Origin of the sequence: Bacillus sp. CH140a_4T (assembly GCF_008923725.1) — a bacterium.
GTDB lineage: Bacteria > Bacillota > Bacilli > Bacillales > Bacillaceae_G > Bacillus_A.
Genome location: NZ_WBPF01000005.1, coordinates 555,356 through 578,320, shown reverse-complemented (window position 1 = coordinate 578,320; position 22,965 = coordinate 555,356). Strand labels below are relative to the sequence as shown.

Genomic DNA, 22,965 nt, shown 5'->3' with positions numbered 1-22,965 from the left:
AAGAGTCTCCGAAAGAAATAGAACAGTATCTTGTAAAATAAATGCTCCTTTCAAGTGGCTTTTTTTATAGGGGAAATATAAAATTTCACGTATCATAATGTTTAATAAAAAACTAAATACCTAATTAATAGTCTACATATAATCTTATGTTGAATTAATCCGCTAAATAGATACTGTATTGTTTGTTTTGAGAAGATTAGCAAATAATTTAGTACGAGATGCTGAATTATAGGGTAAAAAAGAAAAAGGACGCTTAGCTTTAAAGGTCTAAACGCCAAAATGAATAGATAAAATATAAGTACATAGAGGGGAGAGTGATTCCCCGACTCATTATGAGTATATCATAGAAATAGATTATAAAGAAAAATAAATAATAATTAGACTTGTTAAGTGGTGGGGGGATTTTGAAGAAACTTACAAATGAAAAAATTGTACTGCTAAAGGTAAATATAGGGGTACTGCCAAGATACATGTAATTTTGAGTCATAGGCTTACTTTTATTTTGAAACATAATCAAATCGGGGTTTTTTCTATAATTTTTAAACTTATTATAATACACCCTAATCATACAATTAAAACAAAGTATTTTCAGTAGCTAACTAATGAATGATTAAGGTTGCTTGTGCTTTATTTGGATAGATACTAAATTTATATGCTTTATTGATCATCATTCCTTTCACACCCATTTTGATATGTACCTATTATACAACAAACGTACATTCGAATGATATTGAAGTAACAATGTAAGTATGTCGAACAATTAAGATGACTTCCTGCCATCCCTTGTCCGAAGCCAATTCATCTCCCACCTACTCATTTCACGTTCCTTGAGGAAGGAGTCTTCTTGGCTAAAATGATAAAAACTACGATACCTTTTCTGTGGAATCCTAGGAAAAGATGACGCTATTATCTCCCAATAACTTAAAAACTTAAGCTATAAGAGAAAAAAGAATGAAGTATTCTGATGGTAGTAAATGACTTAGCGGTGTCAATGTATATATGACAAATCCGCCTATAGCTATTTACTTTCTTGAATTTTACATAATATTAATTTTTTGTGAATTATTACTCTGTAATTAATTAGATTTAATGTATTATTCACACGAAATGACAACCTTTGTGTAATTTATTTGATTTGTAAGACAGTTAGGAATACTAGATTAAAACATAAATACACGTTTTTGATAGATATTTTATAAAGTTGTATTTATATGTGTCATAAAATAACATCTAAATATAATTATAAACAGAGTAAAGGGAGGGCTATGTAAAAAGTAATAAATACAAGTTCATGAACTATTTTTGCACGTAAACACATGCTAAAGAAATGAAAACTTTTAAATTTATCAAGGAAATGAGAGGGAGATACTATGGGGAATAAATCAAAGCATAAAACCAAAAGAATACTTGTAGCTACTGCAACATTAACTATACTTGCTTCTGGAATGGCTTCTTCACCAGATGTCTTTGCAGAGGAAATGCAGCAACCAAAAAAATTATCAGCATCACTGCAAGGTGAGAATTCAGTTAAATCAGAAAATAGAACGTATACAGTCCCAGGGAAAGGGGATGTCGAGGGACTGAAACAACAGGAAAGAAAAAATATGGCATTTAGCCCATATGAACCCACTGGTTTATATGCAAAACCAAATGAACAAATAACGATTAATGTAGAAGGTAATCAAGATATTCAGGTATATATTGGAACGTATTCGTATGATGCTTCCTGGAGAGAAGATTCTAAAATAAAATCATTTACATTAAAACCTGGTATAAACACGATTCAATCTCCAAATGGGGGGATGATTTATTTTTATAATAAACAACAAGGTGGCACCATTCGAACAACAGTCACAACAGGTGGAACGACTATGCCTTTCTTTGAATTAGGAAAGCATACGAAACAAGATCTAATAAACATGCTGGACCAATATCCTAATGCACATGCAGTGGAGTTAAAAGGAGAACGTGTATTAATTACAGCCAGTCCTGCACGTGTTAAGAAATATTTGTTGGGTTCTAATACAGATCCTGTACAACTCTTAAAAAAGATGGATGAAGCTACTCGAATTCAAGACAAAGTAGATGGATTATCCGAAGAACAAGTAGATAAACATTATGTTCATTACGTAGAGGAAAATCATTCTCCGGATTATTATATGTATGCAACTTCTTATCGAACTGCATATGTAGAAGATGCAATTCAATACGTGTTAGATATTGATAAATTTGTAAAAGATGGCTGGGGTCCATGGCACGAGGCAGGACATTTGAGACAACAATCGCCCTGGAAGTTTTATAATATGACAGAAGTACAAAATAATATATACAGCCTTTCTGTAGAAAAAGCATTTAATCAACCATCCAATTTAGAGAAAAGTGGAATTTATCCAAAAGCGTTTCAATATCTAGAACAAACGAATAAAAATTATGATGAAATTAGTGATGTTTTTGTTAAGCTTGTTATGCTTTGGCAACTACAGTTAGCATATGGAGAGGATTTCTATCCTAAATTGCATCAATTGTATAGAGACATGCCTTCAAATGAAATTCCACAAACTGATGAAAATAAAAAACAATTATTTATGATTTCAGCATCAAAAGTAGCCAAACAAAATTTGATTCCTTTCTTTGAGAAGTGGGGATTACGTCCAAATAATGATACCATCCAAAAAGTGGCTGCATTAGGATATCCAATTTTAACAACAGAAATTTGGAAGGGTACGGATTCTAATCCAATTAAACCAGATATGCCTAATGGAAATAATATTTTAGAAGGAAAACAGTTTGCATGGTCACTAAAAGGAATTAGCGATTTTGAGTTTGCTAAAATCAATTTCAATAAGTCGACAGAAGAAATGCAAATCGACTTAAAAGCAGGCATACCGCATCATTATTTTAATGAAACATACTCGAGTATTAAAGTACAAAATGCATCAGGAAAAGTAGTATATAAGAAAGATATTTATGGAAACAAACAGCAAAATGCTGAATCACAAACGGTACCAGTCAAAATAGGAGGTTATATCGAGTTAACACATTTAGAAGGTGTGCATAGAGCTACTTTTATGAATGTCGATAATAGTAAACAAGAGAGCTTTGGGAAAAAAGCCATATACGAAGTTACAAAGGATGGCCTGAAGAAAGTAAACCAAATTGTTAATCCGAAACCAGATACAGAAGCTCCCACACAGCCACAAGGATTATCCGCAAGCAATGTAACTGCTAACAGTGTAGAGCTAAAATGGAATCCTTCTACAGATAATGTAGGTGTAAAAGAATATCAGGTATTACGTGATGGACAACTAATTCAGACGGTACAAGGAACGACGTTTACTGATCAAAACTTAACAGTTAATAAGGAATATAAATATGCAGTGAAGGCTGTAGATGCAGCTGGAAATACATCAATTCAAAGTAACATTCTGCCGGTAAAAACAAAAGATCAAAATGCATCTTATGAGAAATGGGATCCAAAGAAGGCGTATACAAAGGGAGACAAAGTAGAACATCAAGGGAAAGTATATGAAGCTGTTCAAAATCATCAAGGAAATGGTGACCAAAATTGGATATTTGCATTATCGTTATGGAAACCACTTACAATCAAGTAATATGTAAGAATCAGATGTGAAGATAGAACAACATAAATTGGGGCAGTATTTTAAAGAATTACTGGATGTTGCTTGAATTTTGATAGATTTATCTACTAAGTTATTATTCAATAATAAAAATTAGAAAAGGAAGTAGATTAGTGTGATTAGTCAGAAAACTAAGGGAAGTTTTAATAAAGTTATTATAATTACCGCAGCATGTAGCATGTTTTCTATGTTTGGAACGTCTATTTCGCACTCTAGAGCCGAAACACATTCAGCTGCTCCAGCAGTTTATGTGAGTCCCCAAAATATACCTGCCTCAGATATTATTAGTATAGACTGGTCACCAGTTCAGACTGCACCTTATACGTATTGGGCTGTACACAACTGGAATGCAGGTGGTGAAGCTGGAGGATATGCTGGTTTTCAACAACAAAGTGGGTATGATGAAAATGGAAAACGTACATTACATTTTGCCTTATGGGATCCAATTTCCTCTAAAGAAGCAATAAAGGCCGAATACTTATCTCCGAATTCACAAGCTGGACCCTTTGAAGGAGAAGGAACAGGAATGAAGATTCAAACAACTTATGGTTGGAAAGACTACAATTGGTACAGAATGACAATGCGTTCATGGCAAGAAGATGGTCATACTAAATTTGGACAATGGATGAAAGATGTAACAAAGAATAAATGGCACCTAATTGCAATTATGGACTTTCCGGTTGCTAATGTTGCATTTAATCATGGATTAGGAATGTTTCAGGAAGACTGGGCTGATAGTGGACAGAATGTTCGAGAAGCGCGCCTAAAAAATGGTTATAGCCGAAAGTTAGTAGATAGACAATGGAGTTCTTGGAATAATCAAAGTATTTCTGGAACGCATGATAATGCTTATCAATATGATGGAGGAGCTACTTCAGAATATGTATGGGTCAAAGCAGGAGGTAATACGCAGTCTACCATTGGATCAGGAAAAACATTCACGCTAAATCAACCTACTCAACCTGAAATAGGAAAAATAGATTTTGATATCCAATCTATATATTATGAAAATGAAAAATTAAATGTATCTTGGAAACTAAAAGAAAATAGTACACCGCAATTTAAGGGGAAAATTGAAATTTATAACAATGAAAATATGACGGGCCAACCTATTAACGTAATTGATGATATTAAATCTTATCAAAATGGAATCAATCAATCTATATTATTACCAACAAATGCTTATGCAAAAATTGTATTAACGGATTTATTTGATCAAACTGTTGAGAAAAAGGTACAAATCAAAAATGAATCTCCAAACATTTTTGAAGGTAACGAATTTGCATGGTCGCTGAAAGGGATTGGAGATTTTGAATTTGCGAAAGTAAATTTAAATAAATCAACAGAAGAAATGCAAGTGGACTTAAAAGCAGGTATACCACATAACTACTTTGATAGTACATACGCAAGTATTAAAGTGCAAAACACATCAGGTAAAGTGACCTATAACAAAGAGATTTATGGAAATAAGCAACAAAATGCTGAATCACAAAAGGTACCAGTCAAAGTAGGAGATTATATCGAGCTAACACATTTAGAAGGTGTGCATAGAGCTAATTTTACGAATGTCGATAATAGTAAACAAGAAAGCTTTGGAAAAAAAGCCATATACGAAGTTACCAAAGAAGGTCTGAAGAAAGTAGAAAAAATGCCGGAAGCAACAATTTTAGATGGAAATCAATTTGCATGGTCATTAAAAGGATATAGTGATAGAGAAATTGCAAAAGTAGATTATGATAAAACGGCAGAACAGATGAAGGTAAAACTAGAAGCAGGTATACCACATTCCTACTTTGCTAGTACGTATGCGAGTATTAAGGTCCAGAATTCTTCTGGCAACGTTCTGTACAATAAAGAAATTGTAGGAAATAAACAACAAAATGCTGAAAGCCAAACTGTGCCCGTTAAAATAGGGGATTACATTGAACTAACTCATATAGAAGGGGAAGCAATAAAGGAAAAAACGCGAGCGACTTTAATTAACCTTGAAAATAACAAAAATGAAACCATTGGAAAAACAGCAAGGTATCAAGTTACAAAAGAAGGCCTGAAGAAAGTAGAGAAAATGCCAGAAACAACGGTTTTAGATGGAAATCAATTCGCATGGTCATTAAAGGGATATAATGATCGAGAAATCGCGAAAATAGAATATAACAAAACAACAGAGAAAATGCAGATTAAATTAGAAGCGGGTATACCCCATTCCTATTTTACTAGTACGTATGCAAGCATTAAAGTTCAAAACTCATGGGGCAATATCTTGTACAATAAAGAAATTGTAGGAAATAGACAACAAGCTTCTGAAAGCCAAACCGTTTCAGTCAAAGTAGGGGATTATATTGAATTTACTCATATAGAGGGAGAAGCACAAAAGGAAAAGACACGTGCCACACTTACTAATCTTGAGAATAGTAAACAGGAATTTGTGGGTAAGAAAAAAACATATCAAGTTACTCCTACGGGATTATTAATAAAATAGATTAAAAGGATGTCTAAAAAAATAGAATTTTTTTGGACATCCTTTTTTATTATTAAAAAGTGTTAATTATTGATGGAAAGACCGCATTTTGTATTGTTTTTGTTGAGGAAAGAGTACAGGTAGTATGAAGAGAAAATAGATTTTCCCAATTAAAAGAATATGTTATTAAAAGTAAAAACTCCTCTTTAATTTGAATAAATAGATATATTATAATAATATATCCATTCGGTTTAAAAGATGTAAAGGGGGGAAACGGTATGCTATTAATTAGGTACGGGAATCGGAAACGGATATTTTAAACGTGCATGAAGTAAGAGCAGATTTTGAATTAACGGAAATGGATAGATGACAAGTGGGAGGTTTAGTACATAAAGTCAAAAATGACTTTCCACCAGATTTTATATGGGCAAGTACATTAAAGAGGGCGCGAGAAACTGATGAAACATTTATAAAAGTTTAAAGGGCAATGGATGTACTTGTAACGTATTTTTGATTCGAAAGGCAACACAATCGATTTTTGTCTAAACAAAACAAGAAATCAAAAGGCTGCAAAGCGCTTTTTTAGGAAAGCTTTGCGGCCTTTTTATGTTTCAAAGCCACGTGTAATAACAGTCGATAAGAATCCGGCTTATTCTATAGCAATTGAGCAGTTGAAAAAAGAAAGAGCATACCTGATGGTATGCAACTTAGACAACAAAAGTACTTGAATAATATAGTAGATGGACTTGTAGCATAAAAATACGATTCCGTTAGGAATATATATTTTATTCTCTTTTACTTTGTTTTTGCACCAGAAACAAAATACAAAGGGAGCAAGAAGAGCTACGTAACCGTCAAGAAAAAATAAAGAAAGAGGAAGAAGAACGACAACGTATTCAAATACAGAAAGAGCAGTTATATAGAAAAAAGAGCTATGGAACAAATGAGACTTGTATCATGTCTATCTATTGAAACCATATTAAAAGTGAGGGTAGTTTTATGTTTATTCAAATAAGTTTGAGGTGTGGAAATGGAACAGAAGTTTATTGAAAAATGTAATCATGATGAGCTTGACTATGTTATTAAAGACTATTGGCAAGATGTATGGAATTATTCATTTATTATTACGAAAGATCCACACTTATCAGATGACATCACGCAAGATGTCTTTATAAAGGTTTTTAAACATTGGCACTTGTTTCGAAAGGAGTCATCTATTAAAACGTGGATATTAAAAATCACAAGAAATACGGCAATAAACTATTTGAAATCCTCTTATTTTAAAAGGATATCTTTAGTGGGTTTTTTTAGTGACGACAAGCAGTCTTCCTCGGCAGAACAAGAGTTTTTTAAGCAAGAGGAACTAAATGAAGTGTGGGATGTTGTATTAAAACTACCTAAAAAACACCGTGAAATACTAATATTGGACGCGAAATATGAATTATCTTATGAAGAAATGGCTGAAACATTAGGTGTATCAATTGGAACAGTCAAATCTAGATTAAGTCGAGCGAGAAGTAAAGTTTCAAAACTAATAGGGGAGGGTAGAAGTGATGAATAGTAAAAAAAATCCTGACTGGTATAGTAAATTGAAAAAAGGCCCAATGGAGCATCGGAAAGATGAAGAAGAATTTATTTATAAAATAAAGCAATCGGTATATCAAAATAGTGAAGTAGATTCTGTAATAAATAAGAGACCATTTCGTAAAAAAGCATTGCCTGTTGCAGTTGTTTTGGTTTGTACAATGTTATTTTTTATTGTTCAACAACCTGGGCTTGATAATAATAAATCACCGGTACAAAGTAGTACACAAATTAAGCCGAATACAAAAGATGAGTCTGCTCAAGATCCATCATTAAAACAATTTATGAATGATTTATATCAAAGCACAAATTCAAAAAATGAAAATGATTTGTATAGAGCATTAAATGATGAAATTCTATTTAAAGGGAAGAGTTATAAGAAGGATGAATTGAAGTTTGATGAAGACATTTTTCATGAGTTGCAAGTTGCTCTTACGATGGGGGGAGAATTTGCAAATGATACAAAGAAAGTATATAAAGTACCAAGTGGAATGACAGAAAGTAACCAATCAAAGCGAGAACATTTTATATATGTAACTGTTACTGGAAATAAAACGAAAATTTTAGCTGAACCAAGACGAGAATCACAAGTTTTATATGAAGTATCTAATGAAATGGTAAAAGCTTGGATTCCAGAAAAAGAGCAGAATGATGGATATATAAAAATATCGACATTTAAAGGTAATACCGGGTATGTACAAAAAGAGTATGTTTTAACTGATATTAAATATTCATTCGTGTTCGAAAAGGATCATGAAGGCATGTGGAAAATAATAGATATAGATTCTTTATGGTAAAAGGGGAAGGTTCACTTTAATGAACCTTCCTCTTTGTTTTTATTTTCTTATTGAAGTGTATGCCAGAACTCTAAAACTTCTGCTGTAACGAGAGCAGCGATGTTTTTTTCTGAATTACTACCAGGAATAACGACAGAAATGGCGATTTGTGGATCTTCGGTAGGAGCATATGAAATGAAAAGTGAATGATTTATCATTCTTTCTTGCTCATTCGGAGAACCGGTATTACCCGTTTTACCTGCGACATGAAAGGGTAAATTTTTAATCTCCTCTATATTTTGACTCATTCCACCTTGCACGACACTCCAAAATTCCATAGGATAACGATTTGAACTTTCTAAAATTGGTTTAAACTTTTTTGTTTCCTTACCATCCTGACTTATAATAGCACTTACGATTTGAGGTTTATACTTATCACCTTTACTTGCCAAAGTTGCTGCATATTGAGCCAGTTGAAGAGGGGTATGCACTTCATTTCCTCCCCAAGAGGCATTTAATAAAGCGGAGATTCCCTTTTCAAACTTATTAGATGGATGGAATTCATATTGTCCGTCTTCTTCAAAGGGTAAATCAATCCCGGTTTTAGAACGTAGGCCGAATTGCATTAAATAATCTGTCCATATATGTGCCACTTTTTCTATATTCCCATTATTTTGGTTGAATAAGGGCAGAGCTACTTTTGCTGTCATAAATGTGTTAGATGAATTAATGATAGCCTGCCTTGGTGTAATCTCACCTGTTGGCGTTCCAGGTGCATTCGTAATGTTATTTTGATTATCATACTGAAAAGTACCCTTATCTAAATAAGTATCTTCAGGTTGAAAAAGCTTTTCGTTTAATCCAATTAGAATAGTAAGTGGCTTTATAGTAGAGGCCATATTTACATAAGATTCACCATACTTTAATTTTTGAATTGCTTTATTTTGCGAAAGTGATTTAAAGTTTTCATCTTTAGATGATACATGTGTATGTAATGTATTTGGATTAAATACTGCCGAGTTGGCCATAGTTAAAATTGCGCCAGTTTTTACATCAGTTACTACAACATAACCAGCTTTAGCATCAGGTATTTTCTTAATTTGAGATCTTAATGCTTCCTCGGTTTTTTGCTGCAATTTCGAGTCTAAAGCTAGCCGGATATCTTTTCCTCTTTGTACTTTTTGAATGTTCCATGAGAATTTTTTATTATTCATTTTAAAAATTAGAGTTTTTCCGGGTTTTCCTTTTAAATCATTTTCATATTGAAGCTCAACCCCACTTTTTCCAACAGGTCCATACTTAGAATTAAGGTCATTTTCTACATATCCAATTAGCTGTGAACCAATTTCTTGTTTTGGATAATATCGAATCCATTCATCTTTAATTATTACATTATTGGGTTTATTCTTGTTTATGAATGTAAGTTCACTCTCATTTATGTCAGAGTATAATGGTATATCATTCATAGTCTGCTTTTTACAAGATTGTTGTAATTGTGATTTTATGTCCTCTGCAGAAATGTCATGTTGAAACTCGTTTGAAAATTGATTGAAAAAAGCTAATGTGTCTGAGGTATCTTGATTCGATAGCTTTTCATCATTAGAAGTGCAATATAGAGACTTCACTTTCTTATTTGTAGCTAGTATGACCCCATTTTGATCGGAAATTTTTCCTCTTTCAGCTGAAGAAGTTGCGATAGTAATTGAAATGAAGTTGATTTTTATTAAAAGTAGTAAAATCAAACCTACAATAGAAAGAATCGCAAAAAATTTCCATCTTTTTATATGTAACATATAACCCTCCCTTATGTAGTCTATTTCATCTTATAGTTAATTATTTTTTTTGTAAATGTGGAACAATTTTATTATTTAGGTTATCTATTAAGTATTACAGCATGAAGAAAGGAATAGTTAGTATGAAAAATTACTAGCAAGTCTATTGATAAGTTTAATATGAGTCATTATACAATTTAGCATTTCTAATGTAAGCAAAAAAAATAGAGAGAAAAACAAGATAGGAGATTTATCAATTACTAGGCTGTACCCCATGCCCATCAAGCTAATATTTTAAAGTACCCCCTAAACAAAAATTTGTGTTTTTTGTAGTATCAAAGTTCATTTTTATCGTTTTAGGGGTAACCTGTTCTGTTAAGTTGATGGATGTGTGACGCTACTCCAATTAGTTCTTTAAAATCATTCATGTTTTTACTTTTGTTTAATATTTTTATCTAATTTGTCTTTTATTACCATCATGGAAACACGAATTTCATTAATCTCACTATCACTTAGTCCATTAAACAATTGATTTATTTGTTCATCTGACTGAATATGAATTATATCTAGTAGTTCCTCTCCTTTTTTTGTCAAAAAGAGCAAGTTTTTTCTGCTGTCTTTTATTGAACTTCTTTTTTCTATTAATTCTTCCTTCTCAAATCTACGTAAAATTCTGCTCATATAGCTTCTATCAATATTAAGCTCTTGTACTAGATTATTCGCAATACACTCTGTTCTTTCGCTTATTTCAAATAGTATTCGTGTTTCGGTTAATGAGTAATCTGTATCTAGAATCTGGTTATTAAATAAATCAAGTACCTTTGTATAAAATCGGTTGAATTGTCTGATTTCATAAATAATTTTTTTATCCATAGATCCTCCTTTTGTTGACTAAGTCCACATTTAATATTAATATAACTGTACCCTTGAAATATGGACTTAGTCAACATTTTAGGGTTGCCATTTTCAAAAATCTATCGCAATCTTTATTAAAACCTAATTGAAGGAGATCGTATATGATTATTCGAGAAATGAAAAAAGAAGACAATGTAAAAGTAAAAGAAATTATACAAGATTCATTAAAATCACTTGGATTAGCGCTTCCTGGAACAGCTTATTTTGACCCTCAGCTTAACGACCTACACCAATATTATAATAATCTAAAACATGCGAACTATTGGGTAGTAGAAATGGAAGGAGAAGTTGTTGGTGGAATTGGTATAGCACCGTTTAACGAACATGAAAAAGTTTGCGAATTACAAAAGTTATACTTAAGTCCAAAAGCACAAGGTTTAGGGATTTCCAAGAAACTAATGGAAACAGCTTTGTCATTTGCCTCTAAACATTATGAAAAGTGTTATTTAGAAACAATGCATGAATTAAAAACTGCATGTCTATTATATGAAAAATTTGGATTTATACTTTTAAATGAACCACTACCAGGTTCTGAACACTCCACTATGAATGCATGGTATATAAAAGCTTTTTAAAATGAGGTGTAGTAAACGCATCTATTAAAAGAAAAGTATTGAAGGAACTGTATTTTGACACAAATACAAACATGAATTTCAACTAGGCAATAAGCAATCAATTGTTTCTCTTAAATTGGCTATTTAAAAGTGATGAAAAAAAAGTTCAAATGTAGCGATAAAAGTTTCGATAAGTCTACAAAATGTAGTGATAAAACGAAGGGAAAACCATAAAAAATAGGCGTATCAAGCACAGTGTTGATACGCCTAGCATCTAAAAATAAATTCTATGATTAGAAGAGTTTGAAGGGTATGGAAATCTTGAAAATGATAAAAAACTAGTTAATTATTTTCCGAAAAAAATATATGATTAATCTAAAAAAGAATGGAGATAAAAATCTCCATTCTTTTTTAGATAGATAATTTAAGCCTTATTTAACAGCATCTTTCAAAGCCTTTCTAGCTTTAAATGCAGGTGCTTTTCCTCCTGGGATATGCATTTCTTCGCCTGTTTGGGGATTGCGCCCAGTACGTGCAGAACGCTCACTTACTTCAAATGTACCAAATCCAATTAACTGTACGGATTCCTCTTTTTGAAGAGATTGTGTAATTTGATCTAGGACAGCTTGTACAGATGCGGTAGCATCTTTTTTAGTAAGTGATGTTTTCTCCGATACTTGGTTAATTAGTTCTGTTTTATTCATTATGAACCTCCATTAAATGATATTTATTAATTTAATTTTATAGTATGTTTTCAAGAAAGGAGCGAATTCTATATAAATATAATATTAAAAAGTTGAAGATACCCTTCCAGTTTTGTAAAAGGGGATTAGGTATTTTTACTGTAAAATCTATACTATATAGATAGTTAAATAAAGGGAATTGTATTGTAGAGAAGTTACAAGTTACCTGGCAAAGAAAAAGCGAAGAATATACATAACTATTTAAAGTAAAATGATTTACTTTAAACATATGGAGATGTTGTATTAGGGGGATATTAAATGAGATTGACAAATCGAGACTACAAATGTAATCTAAACATAAGATTACATTTGTAGTCTTATGTTAATTTAATGATATCCCTATTTCAAGTAATTTATTCCGATATTAAAATAGGGATTGCAAATTTAAGATTACAAATGTAGTATAAACTTTAGGATTACATTTGTAATCAAAGGGAGGAGGAAATTGGAAACGTGAAAAAAATACCTAAGATATCTGAAGCTGAGTTAGAAGTAATGAAAGTCCTTTGGTCAAAATCTCCACAAACAGCAAATGAAGTAATTCAAGCTCTTGAAGGACAAATGGATTGGAATCCAAAAACAGTTAGAACATTAATCAATAGGTTAGTTCAAAAACAAGTTGTTTTTTCTCAGCAGAAAATAGGAAGAACGTACATGTACGGTCCTTTAATCTCACAAGATGAATATTTACAAGTAGAAACTAAATCTTTTATTAAGCGTTTTTACGGTGCTGCTTTGAAACCGTTGCTTGTTAATTTTTTACAAGATGAAAAGCTATCTTCAAAAGAGATCGATGAGCTCAAACGTATTCTAGATGATAAAAGTAATCAAAAAGAGGGATCATAATTATGATAAATGTTTTAATACAAACGTATCTCTCTATTTTTTTTGATTGGCTGTTAGAAACTACTATTATGGCTAGTATATTGGTAGGTTTTATCTTATGTATCAAAGTTTTACTAAGGAATCAATTAACGGCAAGGTGGCATTACGCACTGTGGTTAATTCTGATTGTAAGATTACTTTTACCTTGGTCACCGGATAGTTCTTATAGCCTATACTCCATACTTTCGCATGGATATGTAACTTCTACTTCTCTAATTCAGAAGGAAGCAAATGTTTCTGGTTTAAAAGTGATGAATGAACCTGCGAAGTATACTGTTAATTCAAGTGATTACAATAAATCACCAGTTGAATCGGGTTCCAAACACATATCAATATATGAAATCTGTTTATATGTATGGATGCTAGGTGTTTTTTGTTTAGGGACTTTAACACTAATTGCAAATAGACGTTTATACTTATACATACAAAAGCAACCAATTATAACAGATGAAAGAATTTTAAATATTTTCAAAGGTTGTAAAGAAACGATGTCTATAAAAGAGGATATTCCTTTGCAATTAGCCGGCAAGATTGCTAGTCCGACACTCCTTGGATTTAGAAAACCTAGAATATTATTATGTGAACAGCATATACAACGATTAAATGATAATCAGCTACGGTTTATTTTCTATCATGAATTAGCTCATTTTAAACGTAAAGATGTTGGGGTTAATTGGCTTATGCATCATTTGCTTATACTAAATTGGTTTAATCCAATCCTTTGGTATGCCTATTATTCAATGCGCGAGGATCAAGAAATCGCATGTGATGCATTGGCTCTTACTTTTATTGACTCGGAAGAAAAAATCGAATATGGGCATACAATTATTACATTATTAGAACACTATTCAAATTATTATCAAATGCCTAGTTTAGCAAATCTAAGTAAAAATAAAAAAGCATTGAAAAGGAGAATTGTTATGATTAAAAAATTCAATAAAAAATCGTATCGTTGGTCAGCTTTAGGATTGACAGCTGTATTAGGTATATCTACTTTTTCTTTAATGAATGCAAGTGCTGAGGAGCTTAAAAGTGAATCACAGGCTACAAAAAATAAAATTGAACAAGCCGCTAAACCAGAAGAAATGAATAATCTTGAAAAAAGTAAGGCAGAAGAAGTCGCAAAACAATTAGAAATGGACAAGCTTGAGCAAAGTAAAAAGAACACAGATATTTCAGAAGCAGCAGTACTTAAACTTACCGAGAAACAAAAGCAATATCTTAAATCTAAAGGTCTTCCATTGAAGCAAACTTCTAAAGAATCTGAAGTTACAGGGCTTATGCTAGTTTCTCTAGTGAAACCTATTGATAATGGAGATGGAACAGGATTTCAGCCAGACCATGTTGGAGAAGTTGATATAATTCACGCAGGTGAATATCAAAATAAATATGGAAAAGAAGATTATGTAGCATTTGCTGCATGGGAATAAGTCTAGTTATATTACCAACAATCTAAGATGAATTTATGCTTATAATTAATAGAAAGCGTCATTCTTTTTATAGAAATCTATAGAAAGGATGGCGTTTTTATTTAAAAATGAGTTTCATTTGTTTGCTAAAAAATTTCGGTGAGATATATTTATCCATCAAGAATTATTTGGCAAGCGTATCAAAATATTAATTCTATAGGCAAAAGTTCATAGAACACCAAGACTTGGCTTGAAGGGGATAGTAAGGCAGGTTCTACTTTCATTTGTTAGATACCTCATAGAATTTTATACTAAGAGGCTGTTTTTCTGTACCCTATTAGGGGTCACCATACATACCCATCAACTTAAGAGCGGAAACAAGATAAACTTTCGTTCAAATAAACTACAACACTCTTGAAACACTTTTTATTCTTAAAAATGAGCATGCCAAATAAACCTAGGTAGGTATCATTTTTAGAGATTATGCAGCTTTCTTTTGTTTTCTAAGTCCACTATACTCATAGACAACACCCATAATATCAAAGACTGTTTTCTTCTCATATCGATGAGATTTCCGCCCATTTTTCTGTAGTAGGTGGAATAGACGGATTAGAATCTTTGTTATTTCTTGGGTGTCTTTCTGTATAGCTTGATACAAAAGATATAGATAATCTTGGACCATTCCTATCGCTTTATATTCGCTTAATTCTCTTTTCTTCTTTTGCAAAAGAAGTTGGCGCATTTTAAACATAGTAGAGGAGCAAAGGAAAATAGCGATTAGCTTTCCATATAATTGGCACTCTAATCGTTCCTGTTTTACATTACGATAATGGTCTATTTTGAAGAGTGATTTCCACGTTTTAAAGACAATCTCTATTTGCCAACGCAAAGTATATAACTCATGTACCTGTTCCATCGGAACCCATTCCCAAGGTGTATTCGTCACGTTCACGTTTAATCCCGCTACCATTTTACTTTTCTCCGAGTACGATCTATTTTGGGATTTTTCTTTTTCCGAAATTTTCGCTCGTCGTTTTTGAAGTTGTTTTTCTGTTAATCGATTAAAAATAACACGTGCGAACAGTTGTTGTTTATCACCAATATAAGCATTTTTTAATTCCAATGTTTTTCCAGGTTGTAGTTGGTTTAAAATTTGTTTCACATCGATTTGTATGTATTCCGATTGTTTCTTCATTGCACCATTTTTAAAGTATTCTGGGTCTGGATTTTTCACTTATACATTTGTATTTAATTTCAAACGAGAAATATAGTATGTACCGCGTTGATCCATTTGATCTAAGTCTTCCAATGAAAAATAACCCAAATCACGAATACATAAATCTCCTGGTTGTAAGGTATCTAAGCACTCCGTACCAAATGTTTTGTCATTATTTTTTCCTGGTCCAACTTGAAAGTTAAGAAATTCCCCACTGTGTAGATCATATTCTAATTGGATTTTGATTCCAGCTTTTTGAGCACATCCTCCAGAGCCTGGATATACATTTTCTAAAGCATTTGGCACTTGAAATACGGTGGCATCTAGGATACGAATTCGTTGGAAATAAGAGAAGAAATGGTTAGAAATTTGCGTTTGTTCACATACTTTTTGTTGTAACAGTAAAGAAAAAATATGTTGTAAAAACAAAACTGCTTTTGTATTTAAGCGTTTATTTAAGCCCTCAGGGCTGAGTAGAGTGCCTGTCGCTGCATGAAGCCTACTACATAATCGAACTAAGGGAGCACTTGCCACCCGTTGACTCATCCAAATACAAATAGTAGCTAAGTCTGAGCCAGAAAACTTGCGTTTTCGTTTTACAAACCCAAGTTCTTTTGCTAGTTCTTCTAAAAATACAGGTGTAACATATCGCTGTAATTCTTCCGCAAATGGTTGTAGTTCATCTTGAATCGAGAGATTCATAAGAAAACGTCATCCTTTCTAATCTAGCTTGTTTAGAAAGAATAACGTTTTTTAGTACTTAAGAGTATTAAAATCTCTTAAGTTTATGGGCATGTATGGTGACCCCTAATGCATAAAGAAAAGACACCCAAAGGTGCCTTTCTTCAATTCCTTCATTACGATTATATAAATGTATATAAGTTGTATGTTATATGTCCAATTATTCCTGGGATTATAGAGTTAGTTCTTTTATAAAGTAACCCATCAATTATCCCTGATAAGGTTGCAAAAATAATGAATACAAAGTCATAGTCATGGGCTAAACCAAATAATAAACTGGATATAATTAACCCAGTAAAAAAAGAATACCTGATTTCTAAAAATCTAAGAATAATCCCACGATAAAAGATTTCTTCAAAAACAGGTCCCAATAATACAATTGATAATATAGCAATCATGTATATTGTGAAAGATTGTTCGGGTAATGTTTCTATCCCTAAATTTGTTGCTTGTATATTTGCAGAATCATTTGAGATGAGATTGGTTGCATTAGCCAATAGAATGGTACTTATATTTGCGATCAAAATATATAAATATGTCTTACCTTGATTTAGGGATTTAATGTTAAGTGTAGATAATATTAGATTATAAAAAGGGTTATATTTAAAAATAAAGTAAAGGGTAACTAAAAGTATAGCGAAATCTAATGAAAAATTTTCCAATATCTCCAAACTAGAATTATTGAATGATTGTTTAATTGCATGTGATGAGAATACTATTTTTAATGAAATTCCCAAAATCATTGGTGCAAAAAAAGATATTAATAGTGATCCTAAAATAAATTGCTTCCATGAAATTAGACTTTGATTATGTAAATTAGTCATAGATGTTAAGTCCTTTATATTTTATTGTAGAGTTTTGAGAAATTTGATGAATAATAAAAAAACTATGTTATGAATGTTCATTTTGAATTTTTAGTTATAGTTTAATTATAACTTAAGGTTTGTAAAAATAATAAATTTTAATATTATCTTATATTAAAATTTTCTTCCAGGTGCACCATGTTTATTCCGCATTTTCCTGACGGTACCCCATCGCTATCAAGCTAAGGTTTTGAAGTACCCCCAAAATGAAAATTTTCTTGCTCTGCAGTTAGTTATTTGGAAAAGTCATCTCTTTTTGGTTTTGGGGGTGTTTATTTTTCTTAAGTTGATGGGCATGTGGCGCTACCCCATTAAAAAAAGAAATAGGAGAGAACATCCTATTTCTTTTTATTATTATTATAAAATATAACTGCTAAATCTAAAGTAATGATAATAATTAGAAGTAACAAGTGTATAAGTGCATCAGTTTTACCGTGTAATAAAGACTTTATAAAGACTTTATAAAGAAATTCCATTCTGTTTCATAGGGAGGCTCTGACCAATTTCGTTGCATTCCTAAAGTTATTCCATTTATGAAAAAGATAATACTTAATAGAATTCTTCCAATAAATACGGCAGCTACTTTTAAATTCCAATGCTTTATCTTGATTACATACAGGATTGGAAATAGTATAACTATCCAAAAAATAATAATATAGATTGTATTTACCATTCTTTACTCCTAACAAAATGATTGTTTTTAATATAGGTGAGTTTTCGGATTGAAGGTATGTTTTATTGTTACTAGTTAAAAACAAGGGCTGGAATTCCGGTTCTTTTTCTATCCCGCACAATAAAGCTTTACTTTATCCCGCATTTAACGTGCAGTAAGACCCCCACCTCAAAATTCAGCGAAAGCAAAGAAGTTAGATGGGGGATCAACTGCCCGTAAAAGCCCGATTGGTTTAACTAATAATCAGTGGGGGATGAACAAAACCCCACTGATTAAAGTTTCACTTTATCTCTCCGTTTCAAAAAACTCAATCCATTCTCCATCAGGACCTGCGAAGAATATGTAACGTGTTTCATCTGGTAATGTTTCAATTTCTTCTCCTAGTAAAAAAGTTATTTCGTGTTTCTTGAGTCTTTCGATCTCATCCTCTAATGAATCCACTTTAAAGCAAATGTGATGTACTTTTCCTTCTGCCGGAAGAGAAGAGTTGTAGCCTTCAATGAGTTCGAGTATCGTTTCCTTCGATTCTTCTACACCTAAAAAAGCGAGTTTTAAGTCTGGATTCGGATGCCCCATACGTTTAATGAGTTGTAAGCCAACTACTTCCTCATAAAATGAAATAGATGTTTCTAAGTTTGCGACCATAAGTCCGACGTGTTCAATTCTTCTAACTGGCATGTAGATTCCTTCTTTCTGAAAATTATACACAATATTTTATTGAAAATTAAGAAAATAAGCAAGATAAAAACCTTACAAATTTTAGCGTGTTATATGGTATAGTGAGAAAGTATGTTTGGGGAGAAGGAAGGAGATTATACGATGAATACACCTACTCAAACTCCTTCATTATCGGCAACGATGAAAGAGTGGCATTATGCATTAGCGTATGAAATTAAACATTGGAAAACGATAGGTGGTAGTAAAATTTCTATCATGAACGGTCGTTTTTTATATACAGATTATGAAAGTACAGTATACGTATTTCAGCTTATTTCGGAAGTAAGCTTACCGGAAGGTTCACCAATTCGAATTGAGTTTGATGGTGAGGAAGCGACAGGGGAAGTATTATCTGTACACGGATTAGAAATAGAACTGAAATTAAATGATTATATACAAGGTGAAATACGAGAAGCTGTTTTATACAGTGAACCGTGGCAATTGCTAGAGCAACTACAAGAGCGATTGAAAGAGGCACATAAAGATAAGTTAAAACGTAATCGTATAAAGCGTCTTGTTGATGGGACGAGCAGTCCGAAACATATTGAGAAGATGAAAAATCCGAAAAATGAATTGGCGTATCGTTCGTTTTACAATCCGACAACGTACGTGTGGGGACCGCCTGGAACAGGGAAGTCTTACAATTTATCACGTATTATTTCGGCGCATTATCAAAAAGGAAAATCGGTACTTGTGTTAGCTCATAGTAATGCGGCAGTGGACGTATTAATGAGTGAAGTAACGAAGCAAATTGAGAAGAAAAAGAAATGGACACCTGGCGAAATTGTTCGTTACGGTTATAGTCAACATGAACATATACGAAATCATGAAACATTACTTACGTCGAAGCTAGTTGAAACGACGAACGGATCTTGGGGAGAAGAAAGACTCTATTTAGAAGAGACACGACAAGATCTTCGTGAAAAGATTTTATCATATAAAGCGACTTCTGCTGATAAGAAGCGTATACAAGAGATTGAAAGTGATCTTCGAAAGCAAAAAGCGAAAATTAAAGAAGTAGAAAAAGAATACATTGAAAATGCGAAAGTAATCGGCGCAACATTATCGAAATGTGCCATTGATTCACTTATTTATGAGCGTACATTTGATTTAGTTGTCGTAGATGAAGTGAGTATGGCATATGTTCCGCAAATTGCATTAGCTGCTTCACTTGGAAAACGCATCGTCGTATGTGGTGACTTTTTACAGTTACCTCCAATTGCGATGGCGAATCATGAACTCGTTCGGAAATGGCTCGGGGAAGATATGTTTTACCATGCCGGAATTGTTGAGTCTGTTAATAAATCAGAAGCACATCCAAACCTCTTTATGCTGCAGGAACAAAGACGTATGCATGCGGATATATCGAAGTTTACAAATTCATTTATTTATAAAAATAGAGTATACGATCATCCGTCTGTTTCAGAACGTAAAGAACTTGCGCAATTGCAACCGTTCGCAAATGAGGCAAGTGTTTTATTTGATACGAGTTTAATGGGAGCCTTTTCTTTAAAAGACGCTGCTTCAGGGTCACGTTTTAATATTATGTCTGGTTTAGTAGCGATGCAAATGATGTTAATCGGACTATTAGACGGTGTTCAATCGATCGGTGTTGTTACACCTTACAGGGCACAATCCCGCTTTTTATCAACGTGTATCAGGGAAATATTGCAGAGAACGAAATATCAAAACATACCAGTTTTAGCAGCGACAGTTCATAAGTTTCAAGGGTCTGAAAGAGATATGATTATATTTGATACAGTGGATAGTTATCCGCAAGAACGACCTGGCGTGTTATTCTTTGACCATAAAAACCATCGCCTCGTCAACGTTGCAGTAACGAGAGCGAGAGGGAAGTTCATTCAATTATCGGATTGCCATTATATGCGTAAAAACCTTTCGAGAAAACAAGCGTTATCACAATTAACAGCTCATATAGAACGTCACGGAGATGTGTATGATCGTACGACATCAAGACAATTGTGGGAACGAAAAATTTCGAAACGTTTACGTTGGTTTATGGAAATGAATCTTGAAGAGCCGAAGGGGTTATTGAAAGATATTTTAGCCGCAAAACGAAAAATCATTATTTCACTACCAAGTACAAAGCAAGTGGATAAACGAGTATGGCAAGCGTTAATGCGTACAAATGCGCAAATAACGGTGTATAGTGATGGACCAGTTCCATTGAAAAACGTAAAGTTACAAAGGCAAAATAAAGCATTCCCGTTTATCGTAATCGATGATGAAATCTTTTGGGCAGGCGCACCGCTCACATCACAAATGATATTTGAAGGTAGTACGGAATTTCCGTACGTATGTGCAAGACTGCAAGCACCAGAAACAATTGGTGTATTAAAAGGATTTTTAGATATTCGGTAAATTCGGATAGGAATTCCTTGACTTTTAATCGGAATGAACTTAGAATGAATGTAATTTAATATAATTTTATGAAAATTCTTATCACGAGAGGTGGAGGGACTGGCCCTATGATACCTCGGCAGCGGATTCGTTATGAATACTGTGCCAATTCCAGCAAGGTAACTTGAAAGATAAGAAAGAAGCTCATTTTGACTGTATATGCAGAAGCCTCTTTCTATCTTTTAGAAAGAGGCTTTTTTACGTGAAAATATAAGGGGGAAGAAAAATGGGAGCGACAGGAGTAACGTCACAAAGAAAAATAATTGAAGAGAGCATAGAAAGAAATAAGGAAAAGTACATAGAAACGAGTCACGATATTCATGCGAATCCGGAGATTGGTAACCAAGAGTTTTATGCATCACGAACACTAAGTTTATTACTAGGGAGTGCAGGATTTCAGCTACAGCACAATATAGCAGGACATGAAACAGGTTTTATCGCGCGAAAAAGTTCAGGAAAACAAGGACCAGTTATCGCATTTTTAGCTGAGTATGACGCTTTACCAGGACTCGGTCATGCGTGTGGTCACAATTTAATTGGCACAATTAGCGTTGCAGCAGCAATCGCATTATCAGAAACGCTTGAAGAAATTGGGGGAGAAGTTGTCGTGTTTGGAACACCAGCTGAAGAAGGAGGACCAAACGGTAGTGCAAAAGCGAGTTATGTAAAGGCTGGTTTGTTTAAAGATATTGATGCGGCGCTTATGATTCATCCGAGCGGAAAAACAGCGACAACGAGTCCTTCACTAGCAGTCAATCCATTTGATTTTCATTTCTACGGAAAAACCGCTCATGCTGCAGCTTCACCAGAAGAAGGAATTAACGCATTAGATGCGATTATCCAGCTGTATAACAGCATTAACGCACTTCGCCAACAACTTCCGTCAGATGTGAAAATTCACGGCGTTATTACTGAGGGCGGAAAAGCACCTAACATTATTCCAGACTACGCCGCAGCAAGATTCTTCATCCGCGCAGCAACGAGACAGAGATGTGCGGAAGTAACAGAGAAAGTAAGAAACATCGCAGAAGGAGCAGCGTTAGCAACAGGTACGAAAGTGAAAATTCATCAATTCCAAAATGAAATCGATGAACTACTCGTAACAAAAACATTTAATGACGTCGTAGCCGAAGAACTAGAATTACAAGGTGAAGACGTAAATCAGAAAGAAAGATTTGGCATCGGCTCAACAGACGCAGGAAACGTCAGTCAAGTCGTACCAACAATTCATCCGTACATTAAAATTGGTCCAGACGATTTAATTGCACATACGAATGAATTTAGAGAAGCAGCACGTTCAGAACTTGGAGATAAAGCATTAATTACATCGGCAAAAGCACTAGCAAATACAGCGTATCGATTAATTACGGAAGAAGGGTTGTTAGAGAAAGTGAAGGAGGAGTTTAGAGAGGTGCAGAGGAATCAGGGATAGATAAAAAAAGGAGTGAATTTGACGAGGGAAATGAAAAGCTTACGTTTTTCATTTCGTAAAACATATGCACAATGCAAAAAGGCGACCTTTCGTTCAAACTTGAACGGAAAGTCGCCTTTTTCTTATGCTTTTTTACCTTGTTTCTTTCATTTATGAGAAAGTTTATGC

The 22,965-nt window shown here is 33.2% G+C and carries 14 protein-coding genes, 4 pseudogenes and 1 riboswitch; of the genes and pseudogenes, 10 read left to right on the top strand and 8 right to left on the bottom strand.

The genetic code is table 11. The features are described from left to right. Positions 1-608 precede the first annotated feature (608 nt). Positions 609-671, bottom strand: a pseudogene (locus F8162_RS03980) (helix-turn-helix domain-containing protein); the annotation flags it as partial. Between the two features lie 699 nt (positions 672-1,370). On the opposite strand from F8162_RS03980, the gene F8162_RS03975 reads away from it, so the two are divergent. The 5 genes and pseudogenes from F8162_RS03975 to F8162_RS03955 all read left to right on the top strand — a co-directional run bounded on the left by F8162_RS03975 (position 1,371) and on the right by F8162_RS03955 (position 8,477). After that, positions 1,371-3,611: a M60 family metallopeptidase gene (locus F8162_RS03975; RefSeq protein ID WP_151634773.1), complete on the top strand. Its 2,241-nt coding sequence runs from the start codon at positions 1,371-1,373 to the stop codon at positions 3,609-3,611. 142 nt (positions 3,612-3,753) lie between these two features. After that, positions 3,754-6,117, top strand: coding sequence for a putative mucin/carbohydrate-binding domain-containing protein (locus tag F8162_RS03970; protein ID WP_151869320.1), 2,364 nt, complete (start codon positions 3,754-3,756; stop codon positions 6,115-6,117). A gap of 292 nt (positions 6,118-6,409) precedes the next feature. Then, positions 6,410-6,838, top strand: a pseudogene (locus F8162_RS29415) (DDE-type integrase/transposase/recombinase); the annotation flags it as partial. Between the two features lie 288 nt (positions 6,839-7,126). Continuing rightward, positions 7,127-7,657 (top strand): RNA polymerase sigma factor, encoded by a 531-nt coding sequence (locus F8162_RS03960; protein WP_142335538.1) that lies wholly within the window; start codon positions 7,127-7,129, stop codon positions 7,655-7,657. After that, positions 7,650-8,477, top strand: a complete 828-nt coding sequence (locus F8162_RS03955) for an SH3 domain-containing protein (protein ID WP_151634777.1) — start codon at positions 7,650-7,652, stop codon at positions 8,475-8,477. Before F8162_RS03960 ends, F8162_RS03955 begins: the two co-directional genes overlap by 8 nt. Before the next feature lie 47 nt (positions 8,478-8,524). Here the strand turns inward: F8162_RS03955 and F8162_RS03950 are convergent, their stop codons facing one another. Next, positions 8,525-10,249: a peptidoglycan D,D-transpeptidase FtsI family protein gene (locus F8162_RS03950; RefSeq protein ID WP_151634779.1), complete on the bottom strand. Its 1,725-nt coding sequence runs from the start codon at positions 10,247-10,249 to the stop codon at positions 8,525-8,527. 411 nt (positions 10,250-10,660) lie between these two features. Then, complete coding sequence (locus F8162_RS03945; RefSeq protein WP_151634781.1) at positions 10,661-11,101, bottom strand: MarR family winged helix-turn-helix transcriptional regulator; 441 nt, start codon at positions 11,099-11,101, stop codon at positions 10,661-10,663. Between the two features lie 143 nt (positions 11,102-11,244). Here F8162_RS03945 and F8162_RS03940 point away from each other — a divergent pair, with 143 nt between their 5' ends. Continuing rightward, positions 11,245-11,718, top strand: coding sequence for a GNAT family N-acetyltransferase (locus F8162_RS03940; RefSeq protein ID WP_151634783.1), 474 nt, complete (start codon positions 11,245-11,247; stop codon positions 11,716-11,718). Positions 11,719-12,128: 410 nt separating this feature from the next. Here the strand turns inward: F8162_RS03940 and F8162_RS03935 are convergent, their stop codons facing one another. After that, positions 12,129-12,401, bottom strand: a complete 273-nt coding sequence (locus F8162_RS03935; protein ID WP_151634785.1) for an HU family DNA-binding protein — start codon at positions 12,399-12,401, stop codon at positions 12,129-12,131. Positions 12,402-12,935: 534 nt separating this feature from the next. On the opposite strand from F8162_RS03935, the gene F8162_RS03930 reads away from it, so the two are divergent. Together F8162_RS03930 and F8162_RS03925 are read left to right on the top strand one after the other, a co-directional pair. Next, positions 12,936-13,286 carry a BlaI/MecI/CopY family transcriptional regulator gene (locus F8162_RS03930; protein WP_371399362.1) on the top strand — a complete coding sequence of 117 codons (351 nt, stop codon included), beginning with the start codon at positions 12,936-12,938 and terminating at the stop codon, positions 13,284-13,286. 2 nt (positions 13,287-13,288) lie between these two features. Next, positions 13,289-14,755, top strand: a complete 1,467-nt coding sequence (locus tag F8162_RS03925) for a M56 family metallopeptidase (RefSeq protein WP_151634787.1) — start codon at positions 13,289-13,291, stop codon at positions 14,753-14,755. Positions 14,756-15,215: 460 nt separating this feature from the next. Here F8162_RS03925 and F8162_RS03920 read toward each other — a convergent pair. The 4 genes and pseudogenes from F8162_RS03920 to F8162_RS03905 all read right to left on the bottom strand — a co-directional run bounded on the left by F8162_RS03920 (position 15,216) and on the right by F8162_RS03905 (position 18,905). After that, positions 15,216-16,652: pseudogene (locus F8162_RS03920) on the bottom strand (IS4 family transposase). A gap of 161 nt (positions 16,653-16,813) precedes the next feature. Beyond that, on the bottom strand, positions 16,814-17,515 hold the full coding sequence (locus F8162_RS03915) for a CPBP family intramembrane glutamic endopeptidase (RefSeq protein WP_047956565.1): 702 nt from the start codon (positions 17,513-17,515) through the stop codon (positions 16,814-16,816). Between the two features lie 377 nt (positions 17,516-17,892). Continuing rightward, positions 17,893-18,227: pseudogene (locus F8162_RS03910) on the bottom strand (hypothetical protein). A gap of 285 nt (positions 18,228-18,512) precedes the next feature. Continuing rightward, positions 18,513-18,905 carry a VOC family protein gene (locus F8162_RS03905; protein ID WP_151634789.1) on the bottom strand — a complete coding sequence of 131 codons (393 nt, stop codon included), beginning with the start codon at positions 18,903-18,905 and terminating at the stop codon, positions 18,513-18,515. A 111-nt stretch (positions 18,906-19,016) separates the two neighbouring features. On the opposite strand from F8162_RS03905, the gene F8162_RS03900 reads away from it, so the two are divergent. Together F8162_RS03900 and F8162_RS03895 are read left to right on the top strand one after the other, a co-directional pair. Next, complete coding sequence (locus F8162_RS03900; protein WP_151634791.1) at positions 19,017-21,326, top strand: AAA domain-containing protein; 2,310 nt, start codon at positions 19,017-19,019, stop codon at positions 21,324-21,326. A gap of 75 nt (positions 21,327-21,401) precedes the next feature. Then, positions 21,402-21,503, top strand: a riboswitch (SAM riboswitch). 88 nt (positions 21,504-21,591) lie between these two features. Continuing rightward, a complete protein-coding gene (locus F8162_RS03895) occupies positions 21,592-22,797 on the top strand; it encodes a M20 family metallopeptidase (protein ID WP_151634793.1) in 1,206 nt (401 codons plus the stop codon). Positions 22,798-22,965 lie beyond the last annotated feature (168 nt).

Coding starts and splice junctions, on each gene's coding strand:
- F8162_RS03975 (WP_151634773.1), top strand. CDS start 1,371: ATGGGGAATAAATCAAAGCATAAAACCAAAAGAATACTTGTAGCTACT.
- F8162_RS03960 (WP_142335538.1), top strand. CDS start 7,127: ATGGAACAGAAGTTTATTGAAAAATGTAATCATGATGAGCTTGACTAT.
- F8162_RS03955 (WP_151634777.1), top strand. CDS start 7,650: ATGAATAGTAAAAAAAATCCTGACTGGTATAGTAAATTGAAAAAAGGC.
- F8162_RS03950 (WP_151634779.1), bottom strand. CDS start 10,249: ATGTTACATATAAAAAGATGGAAATTTTTTGCGATTCTTTCTATTGTA.
- F8162_RS03945 (WP_151634781.1), bottom strand. CDS start 11,101: ATGGATAAAAAAATTATTTATGAAATCAGACAATTCAACCGATTTTAT.
- F8162_RS03940 (WP_151634783.1), top strand. CDS start 11,245: ATGATTATTCGAGAAATGAAAAAAGAAGACAATGTAAAAGTAAAAGAA.
- F8162_RS03935 (WP_151634785.1), bottom strand. CDS start 12,401: ATGAATAAAACAGAACTAATTAACCAAGTATCGGAGAAAACATCACTT.
- F8162_RS03930 (WP_371399362.1), top strand. CDS start 12,936: ATGAAAGTCCTTTGGTCAAAATCTCCACAAACAGCAAATGAAGTAATT.
- F8162_RS03925 (WP_151634787.1), top strand. CDS start 13,289: ATGATAAATGTTTTAATACAAACGTATCTCTCTATTTTTTTTGATTGG.
- F8162_RS03915 (WP_047956565.1), bottom strand. CDS start 17,515: ATGACTAATTTACATAATCAAAGTCTAATTTCATGGAAGCAATTTATT.
- F8162_RS03905 (WP_151634789.1), bottom strand. CDS start 18,905: ATGCCAGTTAGAAGAATTGAACACGTCGGACTTATGGTCGCAAACTTA.
- F8162_RS03900 (WP_151634791.1), top strand. CDS start 19,017: ATGTTTGGGGAGAAGGAAGGAGATTATACGATGAATACACCTACTCAA.
- F8162_RS03895 (WP_151634793.1), top strand. CDS start 21,592: ATGGGAGCGACAGGAGTAACGTCACAAAGAAAAATAATTGAAGAGAGC.